The following is a 17,072-nucleotide window of genomic DNA, read 5'->3' on the forward strand; positions in this document are numbered from 1 at the left end:
AGACAGAGTTCAATTCTCTCTGAAGATTAATCATTAAAATAAAAACAGAGGTGCGAAGACCTCTGTGATTGAATGATGTTTTAGTAATTACACATGGATGAATAACGACTTAAGTCAGGTCCCCAAGTGCGATAGCCTTGAGTATCAATATGGATTTGACCTGAAGCATATAAGCCTAAGCCCATATTTAGGCTTTGACCATGTTGTTCCCAGAATTGACACAATTTGAACTTGGTATTTTCAATAAAAGCATAATCTTCAGGTTGTGGATATTCAGGTCCAATACGGAAGTCGATGGCTGAATTAAACAAGTGACGCGAAGAGCTTGCTCCACCTGCACATTGGTTGAGTGTTAAATCACGATACACCGACGTGACTTCAAAGTCGGTGAGGACTTTTGCTGCCACCAAATATTTGAACACTCTTAAGGTCGGCACTTGGTTTGCCCATAATTCACGGGTTGGAATCATGTATTGCGAGCGACCACATTTTTGCCAGTCTCTTGCGGTACGTAACAATTCGAAGCTCGGAATAATATTACCGACATTATTCTTTTCTAGAAAAACCTCATATTCACGAACGCGACGTAAGTTATCACTGGCTGCGACCCAGCTGTTGTAGGTATAGGGAATGATTTTGGGAGGTATCGGTCTTTCAATAATGACACGTTCTTGAGGAATGAAAATCCGTTTTCCATGAGGTGTGCCTTGCCCAGATTTATGAGGAGATGAACTACATCCGATCATAACCAAAGGGATCATACTCAATGTGAGCACACCCTTGAAAAAATGCTTCATGTATGAAAATCAAATGCTTAGAAATATAGATGCTTATTTTAATCGAAAAGGGGGATGTAAATTAGGAAATTTTGCAATCAAATGTGTGCTTTTGGTATAAAAAAAGATCAGCAATTGCTGATCTTTTGTATGGCTTATTTTTCCAAGTATTGTAACTTGTCAGCTTTGCCATTCCATTCTTCGCGGTCTGCAGGCTGGTCACCAATTTGAGTGATGTTTGGCCATTTTTGTGCAAGTTCAGCATTTAGTTCGATAAATACTTCTTGACCCTCTGGAAGTTCATCTTCAGAGAAAATTGCATTTGCTGGGCATTCTGGTTCACATAGTGCACAGTCAATACATTCGTCTGGATTAATCACCAAGAAGTTAGGACCTTCGTAGAAACAGTCAACAGGGCAAACTTCTACGCAATCTTGATATTTACATTTAATACAGTTTTCAGTGACAACAAAGGTCATGGCGACAGCTACCTAAATAATATGGTTTTATTTACTCATGCAGTATTTTAGGCAAAAAAAGGGGCAACTAACAATTCCTTTTATTGATATTTGTTATTCAAACTCATGAAATACATTTAAGTAAATGATAATTAATAGCAATAATTCAATATTTGAGTTCAAGCCTGTATGGAGGATGTTGTTTTTAGTTTATATAAAACAAGTGTTTAGGATTTTGTCTATCTCAGTGTTTCTATAAGGGTGGTGGAAATTAAAACATATAAATATACAAATTAAGTGTATGTTTATAGGGCTATATTTTAATTCTATTGCCTATAAATTAGTCCAAAGCGTTTAAATGACGATGCTGCTCTTAGGTATCGCAAAGATAAGGTCAGTGATTTAGATTTTTAGTTGCATAATTTATGGCTTAAGCGGATGAAACCATAGATCGGTTAATCTGAACCGATCTATGGCGAAGGGTTTAATTGTCGAGCTGTTCTTTTAACATATACAAGTGTTGTAAAGCTTCGCGTGGCGTGAGGTTGTCGACATCCAGCTCTTTTAAAATTTCCAGCGCAGGTGAGACTTTCTCTACTTCAACCACGCGTTCAATAATGTCGGGTTCAACAGGCGCAGTAGCGGTGAACAAATCACGTTGTACTGCGGTATTTACATGTTGCTGCTGTTGACGCTCCAGAATCTTCAAGCGGTTTTGCGCTTCTTTAATGACATTGGCTGGAATACCTGCCAATTTTGCAACTTGTAAACCGTGACTTTGGCTGGCAGGACCTTGCTGAACCTTATGCAGTAGAATCAAATTGCCATTTAGTTCTTTAGCACTGACATGGTAATTGTAAATACCAGACTCTTTACTGAGTTCGGTAAGTTCAAAATAATGGGTTGCAAACAGGCATAAGCACTTCACACGTTTGGTCAGGTCTAGAACGCAGGCCCAAGCCAGAGACAAACCATCATAGGTACTGGTACCACGCCCAACTTCATCCATTAGTACTAATGACTGGTTGGTTGCATGATGCAAAATTTGCGAGGTTTCCGTCATTTCCACCATAAAGGTCGACTTACCTGTCGATAAGTCATCAGCAGAACCAATACGAGTGAAAATACGGTCAATTGGACCTAGCACAGCGGACTGTGCAGGGACAAAGCTACCACAATAAGCAAGCAGGCTAATCAGTGCTGTTTGACGCATAAAGGTTGATTTACCGCCCATATTTGGACCTGTAATAATCGCCATGCGATGCGCATAATCCAGATGCGTATCATTTGGGGTAAAGGCTGTTTTGCTCAAAGCCTCTACCACAGGATGGCGACCCGCGATAATATTGATGCCCGTTTCTGGGCTAAATTCAGGTCGAGTCCAGTTTCTTAAACGCGCTTGATGGGCAAAGTTGCTGAGTAAATCGATCTGTGCAATCGCAGCACTCATCATCTGTAAAGCTGCAATCTCTTGGCGTAGTTCGTCCAAGAGCATTTCAAACAGCATTTTTTCACGCGCTAATGCACGAGATTCACTGGATAATACTTTATCTTCAAAACTTTTCAGTTCTGGGGTGATATAGCGTTCCGCATTTTTTAAGGTTTGACGACGGATGTAATGTGCAGGCGCCTGTTCTGCTTGAGCACGGGTCAGTTCAATATAATAACCACTGACACGGTTGTAGCCGATTTTTAAGGTTGAAATGCCAGACTCTTCGCGCTCCTTAATTTCAAGATCAATCAGGAATTGTCCAGCATGGTCGCGGATTTTACGTAACTCATCCAATTCACTGTCAAAACCTTCGGCAATGACATTACCATCACGTAACAGTACAGGTGGATTTTCGACAATGGCTGCGAGTAAGCGTTGATGCAAACCATGAAAATCTCCCAATTCCTCATTTAATTGCTGAACCAATTGAGATTCTTGGTTGGCAACGATGGGGTTGATTGCATGGCGCAAGAAAGGCAATTGAGCACTAGCATGGCGGAGTTGTACCAAGTCACGTGGACGAGCACTACCTAAAGCGACACGGCTTAAAATCCGTTCAATATCGCCAATTTCCTTGAGGACTAAGCGAATCGGGGACTCATGATAGCCTTTAATAAAAGCATGAATGGCATCCAGACGTGCATCGAGTAAGGCGGTATCACGCAGGGGTTGCATGAGAGTACGGCTGAGTAAGCGTCCGCCCATTGCGGTTTGACAGTCATTGATCAGTTGAAATAATGAGGTGCCATGTTCAAACAATGGCTCGACAATTTCTAGGTTACGATGTGTGACGGGATCAAGTGCAATAAAGTCACTGCTTTGTTCGAGTTGAATGCTACGGATATGTGGCAAAGCGGTTTTTTGCGTCTCTTTGGCATAATGAATCAGTGCGGCTGCCGCAGCTTTTGCCAACGGTAAATGATCAATACCAAAACCAGAGAGGGTTGAAACACCGAGCTGATCACACAAGGTTTTTTGTGCATTATTTAAATTGAAGTCTACATTTGGACGCTTGGTCACTGGGCAGTCGAGCTGTTTTTTGACTTGCTCTAAAATATTCGGATCAACAATATCTTCATCGACCAGAATTTCACTTGGCATCAGACGTGCCAATTCAATGCTGAGTTGTTCCAGTTTGAAATCTTGCTGTTGTACTTTGAATATACCTGCACTCAAATCGAGTAGCGCAATACCAATTTGGTTCTGCTGTAAGCACAGTGCAACTAAATTTGAAGATTGATGACTATTCAGCAAAGCATCATCAGTAAGCGTACCCGGGGTGAGAATACGTACAACTTGTCGATCTACAGGTCCTTTGCCTGTGACTTCGCCGACTTGTTCGCAAATTACAACGGTTTCGCCTTTTTTGACTAAACGCGCAAGGTAACCTTCTGCGGCATGGAAGGGCACGCCTGCCATGGGGATAGGATTACCATTGGTTTTGCCACGGTGAGTGAGCGTAATACCGAGTAGTTTGGCTGCTTTATGTGCATCATCGAAAAATAATTCGTAAAAATCGCCCATACGATAAAACATTAAGGCATGAGGATGCTGCATTTTGACTTTTAAATACTGCTGCATCATAGGAGTGTGTGAATCAATATTGGCTATGATGTCTTGCAAGCTCATGTATATGAAATCCTTAAGTTTCAATAATGTAAAAATAGGTTGGGTGTCGGAATCCGCACAAATCGTGATTTGTTGGTACGATTCAATCAGAAAAGCTGATTTTTAAAAAAGTATAAAAGTACCTAGACAGATGGTAAAAATCGTCTTTAGTTACGCGATGTATGGTAGCAAATTCGCGGGACTGAGCAAAAGAAAAATGCAAGTGAAAAAATAGTGGATAAGAACTATGTAGTGATTGCAAAAATGAGTAATTGACTATTAATTTTTGAGTTCTATAGTTTTAAGAATGGATTTTAAAAATTTAACATGGGAAAGAAATGACTTTAATGAATGATCTGGATCAAGTCATTGAGCAAACTAAATTATTAGCCAGAAAAGTTGATGGTCTTGTTCACAATGAAGATTTTCAAACCGAAATTCCGGGTTTTTCCTTACATAGACGTATCAATCAACAGTCCATCCACTGTATCTATGATTTAGGTCTAGGTATTGTATTGCAAGGAGAAAAGCAAGTTCTGATTGGAAATGAGATTTTCAGTTATGGTCGTGGTCAATCCATGTTAACAACCATAGATCTGCCTGCGGTAAGTCGAGTAACAAAAGCATCCTATTCAGAGCCTTTTCTAGGCATGATGCTTAAATTAGATATTGGCATGATCACAGAGATTGTTGGCAATATGGACAATGTTCATACCACGCTACACATTCCATCCTTTTCAATCGAGCAAATGGATTTAGGTTTAATCGCAGCCTTAGACCGTTTAGTCGATTTGGTTGTAGAACCTGCATTGATTCCTCAATTAGCCCCACTGATACAACGTGAAATTATTGTTCGTCTATTATTAGGTCAACATGGAGATTATTTAAGGAATTTAGTCAAAGTAAGTACGCATGGGCAAAATATTTTTAAAGCCATTGCATGGTTGAGGAATAATTTTCTCGATGATATCGGGGTTGCTGAAATAGCAGAGCAAGCCAATATGAGTTTAGCAACCTTTAGAAATCATTTTCGAGAGATTACGAGAATGACACCTTTACAATATCAAAAGCAGTTAAGATTACAGGAAGCACGAAAACTATTGTTTATACAGTCTTTGGAAGTAAGAAGAGTTGCAGAATTAGTTGGTTATGAAAGTCAGTCTCAATTCACAAGAGAATATCATCGTCTATTTGGTGTTACGCCACAAAAAGATACTCAAGAAAACAAAGTGATATAAGGATTTTGGTGAGTTTTCATCAGTTTTAAAAGTTGAAAACTCAAAATAGGCAAACAATATTTAGAATTAGGCAAATAGATCAAGCCGAAGAACCCTAAACTGCATTCAACAAGCAATCATGCTTATTCATGACCCACATTGATGAGGTGACGAAATGGAATCAGTTAAAATTAAAAATACCTATTGGGATATCGCTGCCGATGTGTATTTCCCGCCAGATTTTGATGCAACCAAAAAATATCCAGCTATTATCAGTGCACACCCTATTGGAAGCTGTAAAGAGCAAACTTCAGGTAATGTGTATGGTGAAGCTTTAGCAAAAGCAGGTTTTGTTGTGATTGCTTTTGATGCAAGCTTCCAAGGTGAAAGTGGTGGCGAGCCTCGCTATATTGAAGATCCAACTTTACGTGTGGAGGACTTTAGCGTAGTTGCAGATTATCTCGTGACTTTGAATTATGTCGATGAAAATCGCATTGGTGTATTAGGGATCTGTGGTGGTGGTGGCTATTCAATTAATGCAGCCATGACAGAGCGTCGCATTAAAGCCGTAGGCACAATTACTGGTGCAAACTATGGTCGTGTCATGCGTGAGGCGAGCGGAGGAAATCCTGTTGCATTTTTAGAAGCAATTGCGGCTCAAAGAACTGCCGAGGCTCGTGGCGCAGCACTCCGTGTAGATCAGGGTTTATATCCTACAGTAGCAGCTGCGCAAGCAGATCATGCAGATATCGATCCATTAGAAGCTACTGAATACTATCGTACGGCTCGTGGTGAAAAACCAAATGGTGTAAATAAAACCTTATTTTCACGTAATGCTGTCGCTGTAGGGTGGGATGCTTTTCATCTAGCTGAAGTGTTATTAACTCAACCTCTAATGATTATTGTAGGGAGTAAGCCTGGTGGTTTTGGTGCCTATCGAGATGGCTTCGAAATTATCAATCGTGCCGCTTCTAAAAATAAAGAATTGGTCGTGGTGGAAGGTTGGTCGCATTACGACCTATACGATAAACCTGAACCTGTGAAAATTGCTTTGGATAAGTTAATTCCTTTCTATCAACAGAATCTTTAATAGAAATAAAAAAAATCGGGACGTTGCTCCCGATTTTTTTGCGTCATTTTGAACGAATCATTTTTCTGGCAGATTAGGCAAATAACCGTTCAGATTAGGCAAATTGATGAAATTCGCACGATTTATACTTTTTTTAGAAAGTTAAGTTTGTGAGTTGAAATCATGGCGACAGAGTATTCCCAATTATTCCAATCCTTCCCGCTAACAGCAGATATTACATTACGCAATCGTGTGATTATGGCACCCATGACCACATGGTCGGCAAATCATGATGGGACAGTTTCAGAAGAAGAGTTAGCGTATATGCGCCAGCGGGTAAAAGATGTTGGATTGGTGATTACAGGCTGTACCCATGTACTAGAAAATGGGATTGGATTTACCAAAGAATTTGCCGCTTTTGATGACCGATTCATTCCGAGTCTAGCGAAATTAGCCCAAGCTGCGAAAAGTGGCGGTGCGCCAGCAATCTTGCAAATTTTTCATGCTGGAAATAAAGCGCTACCTGATTTAATTCCAGATGCTGATGTCGTGAGTGCGAGCACGCTTAAGACACCAACAGCTTCCTTTGTTGACAGTCAGATAATGAGTCGTGCGTTGTCTCATGCAGAAGTTTTGGACATGGTTCATGCATTTGGTGAAACCACGCGCCGTGCAATTGAAGCTGGTTTTGATGGTATAGAACTGCATGGCGCACACGGATTTTTAATTCAGAATTTCTTTTCACCCTTGTTTAATCAGCGAACCGATGAATGGGGGGGATCACTTGAGAAACGTATGAGCTTTCCATTAGCTGTGGTTAAAGAAGTAAAACGTGTCATTCAACAATATGCGCAGAAACCCTTTGCTTTGGGTTATCGCATGTCGGTTGAAGAATATGATGAAAATGGATTAAGGATACAGGACAGTTTGCAATTGATTGACCGATTAGTTGCGGCAGGTATTGATTATCTCCATGTTTCATTGGTTGATGTATTGAATGCTAAACCCGTCGATCATTTTGATGATGAGCTTACCATTACACGCGTGATTAAACATTTGAATCATCGGATTCCTTTAATTTCTGCAGGTCAAATTCGAACGCCAGACCAAGCTGAACGGGCTTTGGAGTTAGGCTTACCATTGATTGCAATTGGTAAAGCATTGGTGATGAATCCGAATTGGATTGAATTAGCCAAAACTCAGCGAGTACATCTGATTTCAACCGAACTTCAGCTTGAAATGAAGAATGCTGACTTACACATACCAGATCATCTCTGGCAAGAAATAAAACTCAGAAAGGGCTGGTTCCCTATACGTCAGATTGAGCAGGTTTAATCCTGTTTTGCGGGGAGGAGCGATTATGGTTGACTATGAAAGCACACAAGATGTTCTGACATCCTTGGCACAGACGGTCGATCGTTTAATTCAAGTGGATGGCGATCATAAAACAGCGATTCCTGCTTTATCATTGCATCGTCATTCTGAGCCGAGTGCCAGCCATTGTCTCTATAATTTGGGTTTGGGAATAGTGTTACAGGGTGAGAAACAAGTTGTTGTTGGAGATCAAATCCTGACTTATTCAGCTGGACAGTCGATGATTACCACCATTGATATTCCAGTAGTCAGTCATACCCGTAACTCAGCAGGTCATAAGCCATTTTTAGGTCTGATGCTCTTACTGGATGCATCCATGATTACAAAAATGGCGACCCAGATGGGACAACTTAATTTCAAAGAGAAAGTACAGCCATCTTTTGCGGTACAGCCTATTGATTATGTGTTAATCGAAGCTGTGCAGCGTTTAGTGGCTTTGCTAGACGATCCGATATTGCTGCCACAATTATCACCGATCATTCAGCAGGAGATATTGATTCGATTATTAACTGGCGTAAATGGAGTTTATTTACGCCAGTTGGTTAAAACTGGTTCAGTGAGTGAGAAAATAGTGAATGTGGTGAATTGGTTGAAACAGAATTTTGTTGAATCCATTCGCTTGGATGAATTAGCCGATCAAGTCTATATGAGTGCGGCAACGCTTCGACATCATTTCCGTGAAGTCACGGGTATGAGTCCTTTACAGTACCAAAAGCAATTGCGCCTTCAGCAGGCACGACATTTGATGTTCAGTCAGCATCTAGATGTAGGACATGTCGCTGATTTGGTTGGCTATGAGAGTGTTTCTCAGTTTAGTCGAGAATATTCCCGCCTATTTGGAGCTACCCCCCAGAAGGATAAGCATAGCTTAAAACTGTTTTGATGGAGCAGGGATACAAAATTCAGTATGGGAAACAAAATATTATTTTAGTTTCCTGCTCTCTGTTTTCTTGATCATTTTATCCCATAAAAATCTAGCTTGGGAGTCAGCAGCCAATATCCTTTTTCCGAATGACTTTGATAAATTTCCATATTTTTATATTATTTAGAGTGGGTTGGGCGAAATTTATGATTAGTTTTCTTAAATGATCGTTGTTAAAAACATTTACGGCATGAGACCGACATGATAATTATTAAGTTAAACTTTTATTGCGGTCATCTTTAAAAGAAAAGGACGACTAAATTTAAATTTTATATTTAAGTTTCTGATTGGATTAGAATATTTATGCCTCGCACTTTTTCTGAAAGAAATATAGATCAACTCACACAAACCGTTTTACGTTTGGCTGAGGTGGAAGGTGATCATATTTCAGGGATTCCAGAATTTTCATTTCATAGCCGAATGCATCCAACAGAAAGTACCCATTGTATTTATAACCTAGGCATTGGCATTATTTTACAGGGTCAAAAAGAAGTCATCATTGGTGATCAGGTCTATCCCTGTCATGCTGGGCAGAGCATGTTGACCACGATTGATTTACCCGTCACATCGCATGTCATTGAAGCGTCTCTACATCAGCCTTTCTTGGCGATTTTACTGCTACTTGATGCTCAAATGGTGAATGAAGTCGTCGCTGATATGCCTGATTCAACAGCGGTATTGTCTGATCATGCTCATCATGCATTTACTGTAGAAACTGCGGATGAGCCTTTGATTAGTGCTTTTCTAAGATTGGTTAAAGTACTCGATGAACCAACGATGATTCCGCATTTAGGACCTTTGATTCAAAAAGAAATTATCGTACGTTTGCTCAGTGGTCCACATGGCAATTATTTACGTCAATTGGTGAAATCAGGCTCAACTAGTCAAAAGATTCAACAAGTGATCAGTTGGTTGAAAACCAATTTTATTCAACCCATTCGTATGGATGAACTGGCAGAGAAAGCTTTTATGAGTCCATCTGCTTTTAGGCAGCATTTTCGTATTGTCACTGGAATGAGTCCGTTGCAATATCAAAAGCAACTTCGATTACAAGAAGCCAGACATTTGATGTTCAATCAAAATTTGGATGCAGGAAGAGCAGCGGGTATGGTGGGCTATGAAAGTGCTTCACAATTTAGTCGTGAATATAGTCGTATGTTTGGTGAGTCGCCCCAAAGAGATATTCAACGTATGCGTCAAAGTCTATAAATGTATTCATCAAACTTTAATTCTGAAAAGTCGCTTATTGTATTGCTGATTGAATATAGAAAACATCGAACTAAATTCAGCTCCTGCTATTTTAAGCAAAGCGGATATGCATAAACGACAAGATGTCAGGAATTTTATAAGTTCCATAAAACCCCATTATGATTAGTGTGTAATGGGGTTTATCTTTATGAAATATATAAAAAATATAAAAGTGAACAAAATAGGCAAACTCTTTGTCGTTTTAGGCAATTTTATGGTCTGATCGCAACCTATACTAAAACCATGAAGAGACAAAGATCCAATCAAAAATTGGATTGCTATACAGCATAATCATTGAATGAGGTATTCAAGATGCAAACGGTTCAATATAAAAATCTAGCTTGGGAATCAGCAGCCAACATTCTTTTTCCGAATGATTTTGATAAAAGCAAAAAATATCCAGCGATTGTCAGTGTACATCCAATCGGAAGCTGTAAAGAACAAACTTCTGGCAATATTTATGGTCAAGCTCTAGCGGATGCAGGCTTTGTAGTACTAGTCATTGATGCATCATTCCAAGGTGAAAGTGGTGGTGAACCCCGTTTTATTGAAAATCCCTACCACCGTGTTGAAGATATTCGTTATGCCGTAATTTGGTCACTCAAGATTTTGTGGATGAAAATCGGATCGGTGCATTAGGTGTCTGTGGTGGCGGCGCATATGTATTAAATGCAGCGATGACAGAGCGCCGTATTAAAGCCGTGACCTCAATCACGGGTGTGAACTTTGGCCGTATGACGCGTGAAGGTTATGGCGGCACAGGTGATGCTTTGATTGAAGGGCTTGAAGCCATTGCCCAGCAACGTACTGCGGAAGCTCGTGGTGCAGAATTATTAGTGAATAATTTATTACCACCATCTGTAGAAGAAGGTAAAAAAGCGGGCATTACCGATATTGACCCACTCGAAGCGACGGAATATTACAAAACTGCGCGTGGTCAGCAACCGAATGGCGCAACCCGTGCCTTGTTCTCTCGTATGAGTGTGGCTTTAGGCTGGGATGCCTTCCACTTGGCTGAAGTTTTATTAACGCAACCCATCTTAGTGGTGATTGGTGACAAGCCAGGCGCATTTGGCGCTTATCGCGATGGTCATGAGGTGATACGCCGTGCCGCATCGAAACAAAAAGAGCTATTGGTTTTAGAAAATACATCACATTACCAATTGTACGATCAACCAGAACCTGTTGCTAAAGCACTTGCTAAAGCAATCCCATTTTTTAAAGCACATCTTTAAGTTTGAAACACAGAAAGTTCAATAGAGGAATATGAAAATGTCAAAAGAAATCAGTATCCAGAATCACAATGGTCAAGGGATTACCCTTGCAGCAGTCATTAACTTCCCAGAAGGTTTTGATGAAAGCAAAACTTATCCTGCGGTGGTGGTGAGCCATCCAGGCGGTGGAGTTAAAGAGCAAACCGCTGGCCTATATGCACGCAAGCTTGCCGAACATGGCTTTATCACAATTACGTATGACGCATCGTATCAAGGTGCAAGTACGGGCATGCCGCGTCAGTTAGAAAACCCGTATGTCCGTACGGAAGATGTCAGTGCTGTGATTGATTATCTAACAACCTTGCCTTATGTCGATAATAGTCGTATTGGTGCAATGGGAATTTGTGCAGGTGCGGGTTATACCGCAAATGCAGCCATCAATGACCGACGTATTAAAGCGGTGGGTATGGTCAGTGCAGTAAACATTGGGCAAATGTTCCGTAATGGTTGGGAAAACAATGTGAAAGATGCAGATGCGATCCCATATATTCAAGCAGGTTCAGATGCTCGAACTTCAGATGCGAGTGGTGCTGAAATTGCAACGATTCCGCTTGCTCCATTAAGAGAGGAAGATGCACCGAATGAAGAGTTACGTGAAGCATGGGAGTATTACCATACCCCACGTGCAGAACATCCAAATGCACCAGGTTTTGCGACTGCGCGCAGCTTAACCCAAATCATTACGTATGATGCCTATAACAAAGCAGAAGCATTTTTTACTCAGCCCTTACTTGCGATTGCGGGGAGTCAAGCTGGCAGTAAATGGATGAGTGAAGACTTGATTCAGCGTGCAGCGAGTACAGATAAAACTCTCTATGTAGTCGATGGTGCGAACCATATGTCACTTTACGACAAATTGAATTTTGTTGATGAAGCTGTCGCTCAACTCGTTCCATTCTTCACGACAAAACTTTAATTTCTAAAGGTTCAAGTCATTAAACAGGTCACGAATACGTGACCTGTTTTTTTGACACTAGGTTTAAACCATTCTATTCATTTGCTTTAGGTTCTTTAGCAGAGTCTTAGCCGCTATTCGCTCAGAATAGGCAATAAATTGCTAGAAAATGGCAAACCTTGAGCAGCGCAACATTCAATAATAATCAAAATTCTTGTGTTCCCTATTTTATGGAAAGGTTAGCTAAGCAAATGTTGATTACTTTTTCTGCCCTTGTCGTGCTACTGATTATGGTTAGTTTTATTACTGCACAGCATCCACTGCTAGGTAAAAATCCTACAGAGCAACGTATGGAATTCGTGCAAAACTCTCCCAATTTTCAAAATGGTAAGTTTCGTAATCTGATTGAAAAACCAGGTATGACCGAAGGTTCTAATATCGTTGTTGAAGTTTATAAGACCTTCTTTAAATCAATTCCAAATCGTGAACCGAGTGAAGCACTGCCATCGGTGAAAACAAATTTGAAAGCATTAGATCCTCAGCAAGATGCTTTAGTTTGGTTTGGTCATTCATCCGCCTTTATGCAGTTAGATGGTAAAACGTTCTTAATTGATCCTGTCATGAGTGGTAAAGCATCTCCGTTCCCATGGGGCACACGTGCTTATAAAGGAACAGATATTTATACGGTGGATGATCTGCCAGAAATTGGCTATCTCTTAATCTCACATGACCATTATGATCACCTAGACTACGAAACGATTCTTAAATTGAAAGACAAAGTAAAACTGGTGGTGACTGGTCTAGGTGTGGGCGAGCATTTTGAGCATTGGGGATATCCAAAGAATAAACTGATTGAAGCCGACTGGGGGGATAAAATGGATTTCGGTAATGGAATCAGCATTATTACCGAAACGGCCCATCATGATTCAGGTCGGGCCTTTGGTGGAGGACAGCATCTCTGGGTCTCTTTCATTATTCAATCTTCTGAGCGAAAAATTTTCTATACAGGCGATGGTGGATATGACAAACACTTTGCTGAAATTGGCAAGAAATATGGACCTTTTGACTGGGCTTTAATGGAGAATGGGCAATATGATCCTGCATGGCGCTCTGTGCATTGCCATCCTGATGAAGTGGCTCAAGCAACCGAGGAACTTCAAGCCCGTAATATGATTCCTGTGCACCATTCTAAATTCAGTTTAGCCAAGCATGCGTGGTATGAACCGATTACCCGAATTTCAGAATATTCGAAATCTAGAAATTATCGACTTGCGACACCTATGATCGGGGAGTTGGTTCAGCTTGATAATGATCAGCAGCTTTTTAAAGAGTGGTGGAAAGACGTAAGATAATCTAGATTTTTAAATCTTCGCTTAGCCTCATCTTCGTATGAGGCTTTTTTCTGCCTGAATAGATTTATGTCCAAATACAGTTCGTCAAATTAGGCAAACATCTCGACATTTCAGGTGAATGTCGCTTCTGTGGTTGTTATTAAATATCACTATAAAGATTGGTTAGACATTCTTTCCTTTGATGAAATAAATATAAGGTGACAGTGATGAAAAAAGTTTTAATTCTCGGTGCGACAGGACAGATTGCGAAATGGGTCGTCGCCATGTTGGCGAATGAAAATGATATTCAACAGACGCTTTTTGTTCGTGATGCTAAAAAATTAGGTGATTCTATCCCTTTGAATGCTGATGTGGTTGAAGGCGATGTTCTGAATATCAATCAGTTAAATCAAGCGGTAAAAGGGCAGGATATTGTTTATGTCAATTTAGCCGGTGAAGTTGATTTGTAAGTTGAAAACATTATTCAAGCCATGCGTGACAATGGGGTTCAACGTATTATCTTCATTAATTCACTTGGTATCTATGATGAGGTCGCAGGTAAGTTTGGGGAGTGGAATACCAAAGAAATAGGTATGTACCTACCACCTTACCGTAAAGCAGCGGATATGCTTGAAGCGTCAGATCTAGACTACAGTATTTTACGCGCAGCGTGGCTCATGGACGAAGATGAAATTGATTACGAAACCACGGAACGTGATCAACAATTTAAAGGTACCGTTATTTCGCGTAAAAGTGTTGCAGCACTGGTGGTAAAAATTATTCAAGACCCGAGCTTTGCCTCTTGTAAAAATTTAGGTGTGAATAAACCGAATACGGATACTGACAAGCCATACTTTTTATAATTTTCACAGCTCAGGCTCAAGGCTAAAATACCTTGAGCCTTATTCATATCGATGGTTCTAAAGATTATAGAGATCGATTTTTTATGGCTTTGTTCTGTTAAAACTTAATAAAGGAATCGCATTAACAGCTTAAAATTTAAAGATTAAGTTAAAGTGCGGGTTTAATTTTTATTTAAAAATGATATTGGAAAGATAAATGCTGATTTTAGAAACTGTATACATACTTTCGTATAGCTCAAATCAAAGAAAAAGCATGTGAAACGGGTGTTCGAAAAAGAAGCCCCATGCATCATGTCCACTCAAATACAAACTAAATAAGTTTAGCTTCAAGCACTTTCGGATAAACGATCTAGCAGTAACAATCAACTCAATAACAATCAATAAGACGTATTGCAGAGCAATTTATTCTTCAACCTGTCTAAAATTTGCGCCGTGCTGAATAAAGAGCAAGGAATATATAGCCTCAGAACCAGAAATTCCTCTTAGCTCATAAGTTTCTGCTAGGCGTTTTTGAACAAGATTTTAGTTCAAAGGCAACCCGCTCATATATCAAATAACACAAAGATGAATCATCGCGTTTGAAGTATTAAAAACAGAGAAATATACGAATTTTGTTAAGGGGTTACCCGTTTCTGATCATGGAGTCTATGAGTTGGTCTGAATATTGCTTAACTGTAGATAATGGTGCGTTTTGTGAAGGTGATTTATTTTTTGAATCAATTTGGATCAAAAGCAGTACTAAACAAAGTCAAGCATGGAGAAAAAATGGAAATTTATACTCAACGATTAGAAGCAGTTACAGAAAATTGTGACTTTGATGTCATTGAGCTGACTTTCGATACGCGCCAAAAGAGCCGTTTTCGTGCAACTTTAAAAAATGGGGTAGATATTGGTGCAGATTTGCCGCGCACAGGCATTTTACGCAGTGGGTCATATATTTCGACGGAGAGCGGAAATATTCTTAAAGTTGAAGCGAAACCAGAAAAACTGATGAAAGTTTCGGCTCAGCAAGAATTTGATTTATTAAAAGCTGCATATCATCTCGGCAATCGTCACGTTCCCTTAATGTTGACGCCAACAGCATTATATTTCGAACCTGATCATGTACTGGCTGAAATGGTAGTGGGTTTGGGATTAAACGTTGCAGAGGTAGATCATCCTTTTGAACCTGAAAGCGGTGCCTATGCACAACATCAACATGATCATCGCTTAAGCCCAATCAAGACTTTACATCATGTCCATCACTAATCCATCGCAACTACTCAGCCTGTTGACCTTGTCATCAACTGCGTTACCGATAGGAGCCTATTGCTATTCGCAAGGCGTGGAAAGTGCCATTGATCGAGGGCTGATTCATGATGAAGCCTCCAGCATTGCTTATTTTGAAGAAGTGCTGGAAATGCTTTTGGTTCGTTTTGAGTTGCCAGTGCTGAAACGTTTAATGCAATACAGTGATGACGAAGAAAATTTTACTTACTGGGCAAACTTTTACCGCGCCAGCCGTGAGAGTAAAGAGTTGCTGGCGGAATCGAAACAGTTGGCATTTTCTTTAAATGCATGGATTAGAGACGTATTAAAGCAACCCGTTAAAGTGAAAAAACAGCTGGGCTTTGTTCCTGTGTATGGCAGCCTGTGTGGCACTTTGGGGTTAAATCAAACAGAAGTACTCACGGCGTATACCTTTACCGTTTTAGAAAATCAGGTCTTGGCGGCAGTCAAAACCGTACCGCTTGGGCAGATGAGTGGTCAGCGTATTTTGTGGCATTTACATGCACTTATTCCCGCAGCAATTGCGCGTGCCTTGGAGCTGCAAGACACTGAAATCAGTAGTGCCTTACCACAATATGCCATGCTGAGTATGCACCACGAGACCCAATATTCAAGACTATTCAGATCATAATTTTAAGAGGAAAAAACATGTCACAACGTAGCCCATTACGTGTAGGAATTGGTGGACCAGTCGGGTCAGGTAAAACAGCGCTGACTTTGAATTTATGTCAGGCCTTGCGTGAAAAATATAATATGGCGGTCGTCACCAATGACATTTATACCAAAGAAGATTCAAACTTTTTAACCCGCAATGAAGCCATGTCTCCAGAGCGTATTGTGGGTGTCGAAACTGGCGGTTGCCCGCATACCGCTATTCGTGAAGATGCCTCTATTAACCTCGCAGCAATTGATGATTTATGTGAAAAGTTTGATGGACTTGAGCTAATTATTATTGAAAGTGGTGGGGATAATTTGGCGGCAACGTTTAGTCCTGAGCTTTCAGATTTAACCCTATATGTGATTGATGTAGCGGGAGGAGAAAAGATTCCACGTAAAGGTGGTCCAGGCATTACCAAATCAGATTTGTTGATTATCAATAAAACCGACTTGGCACCGATGGTCGGCGCAAATTTAAGTGTGATGGATCAAGATGCTAAACGTATGCGTGGTGATAAGCCGTTCTTGTTTAGCAATATGAAAACCAAAGAAGGTCTGGAAATAATTATTTCGTTCATTGAAAAACAAGGTCTATTCAAAGCGTAATTCGGGGAAACAC

13 protein-coding genes and 2 pseudogenes are annotated in these 17,072 nt (G+C 40.3%); 12 read left to right on the plus strand and 3 right to left on the minus strand.

The annotated features are described in order from the left end of the window. Window positions 1-80: 80 nt before the first annotated feature. From ACWQ4X_RS06165 to mutS, 3 genes are all read right to left on the minus strand, one after another. On the minus strand, window positions 81-797 hold the full coding sequence (locus ACWQ4X_RS06165) for a D-Ala-D-Ala carboxypeptidase family metallohydrolase (RefSeq protein ID WP_100242966.1): 717 nt from the start codon (window positions 795-797) through the stop codon (window positions 81-83). Between the two features lie 134 nt (window positions 798-931). Continuing rightward, window positions 932-1,255, minus strand: coding sequence for a ferredoxin FdxA (fdxA, locus tag ACWQ4X_RS06170; protein WP_004938070.1), 324 nt, complete (start codon window positions 1,253-1,255; stop codon window positions 932-934). 463 nt (window positions 1,256-1,718) lie between these two features. Further along, a complete protein-coding gene (gene mutS, locus ACWQ4X_RS06175) occupies window positions 1,719-4,355 on the minus strand; it encodes a DNA mismatch repair protein MutS (protein WP_457903086.1) in 2,637 nt (878 codons plus the stop codon). 317 nt (window positions 4,356-4,672) lie between these two features. Here mutS and ACWQ4X_RS06180 point away from each other — a divergent pair, with 317 nt between their 5' ends. From ACWQ4X_RS06180 to ureG, 12 genes and pseudogenes are all read left to right on the plus strand, one after another. Next, on the plus strand, window positions 4,673-5,572 hold the full coding sequence (locus ACWQ4X_RS06180) for an AraC family transcriptional regulator N-terminal domain-containing protein (protein ID WP_457903087.1): 900 nt from the start codon (window positions 4,673-4,675) through the stop codon (window positions 5,570-5,572). 154 nt (window positions 5,573-5,726) lie between these two features. Then, on the plus strand, window positions 5,727-6,641 hold the full coding sequence (locus tag ACWQ4X_RS06185) for an alpha/beta hydrolase (RefSeq protein WP_457903088.1): 915 nt from the start codon (window positions 5,727-5,729) through the stop codon (window positions 6,639-6,641). A 162-nt stretch (window positions 6,642-6,803) separates the two neighbouring features. After that, window positions 6,804-7,955, plus strand: coding sequence for an NADH-dependent flavin oxidoreductase (locus tag ACWQ4X_RS06190; protein WP_457903089.1), 1,152 nt, complete (start codon window positions 6,804-6,806; stop codon window positions 7,953-7,955). 25 nt (window positions 7,956-7,980) lie between these two features. Continuing rightward, window positions 7,981-8,877, plus strand: a complete 897-nt coding sequence (locus ACWQ4X_RS06195) for an AraC family transcriptional regulator (protein WP_457903090.1) — start codon at window positions 7,981-7,983, stop codon at window positions 8,875-8,877. A 342-nt stretch (window positions 8,878-9,219) separates the two neighbouring features. Further along, the gene (locus ACWQ4X_RS06200) at window positions 9,220-10,125 is read left to right on the plus strand and encodes an AraC family transcriptional regulator (RefSeq protein WP_457903091.1); all 906 of its coding nucleotides are present in this window, start codon (window positions 9,220-9,222) and stop codon (window positions 10,123-10,125) included. A gap of 351 nt (window positions 10,126-10,476) precedes the next feature. Next, a pseudogene (locus ACWQ4X_RS06205) lies at window positions 10,477-11,399 on the plus strand (alpha/beta hydrolase). Window positions 11,400-11,436: 37 nt separating this feature from the next. Continuing rightward, window positions 11,437-12,354: an alpha/beta hydrolase gene (locus ACWQ4X_RS06210; RefSeq protein ID WP_457903092.1), complete on the plus strand. Its 918-nt coding sequence runs from the start codon at window positions 11,437-11,439 to the stop codon at window positions 12,352-12,354. Window positions 12,355-12,584: 230 nt separating this feature from the next. Continuing rightward, on the plus strand, window positions 12,585-13,685 hold the full coding sequence (locus ACWQ4X_RS06215) for an MBL fold metallo-hydrolase (protein WP_457903093.1): 1,101 nt from the start codon (window positions 12,585-12,587) through the stop codon (window positions 13,683-13,685). Window positions 13,686-13,891: 206 nt separating this feature from the next. Then, window positions 13,892-14,527: pseudogene (locus ACWQ4X_RS06220) on the plus strand (SDR family oxidoreductase). Window positions 14,528-15,292: 765 nt separating this feature from the next. After that, a complete protein-coding gene (gene ureE / locus ACWQ4X_RS06225) occupies window positions 15,293-15,775 on the plus strand; it encodes an urease accessory protein UreE (protein WP_005100601.1) in 483 nt (160 codons plus the stop codon). Beyond that, window positions 15,762-16,427, plus strand: a complete 666-nt coding sequence (locus ACWQ4X_RS06230; RefSeq protein WP_100242792.1) for an urease accessory protein UreF — start codon at window positions 15,762-15,764, stop codon at window positions 16,425-16,427. The genes ureE and ACWQ4X_RS06230 overlap by 14 nt, the downstream gene beginning before the upstream one ends. Before the next feature lie 17 nt (window positions 16,428-16,444). Further along, window positions 16,445-17,059, plus strand: coding sequence for an urease accessory protein UreG (gene ureG / locus ACWQ4X_RS06235; RefSeq protein WP_005100598.1), 615 nt, complete (start codon window positions 16,445-16,447; stop codon window positions 17,057-17,059). The last annotated feature ends 13 nt before the right edge of the window (window positions 17,060-17,072 follow it).

It is taken from the genome of Acinetobacter sp. NigerLNRRAM0016 (assembly GCF_054112845.1).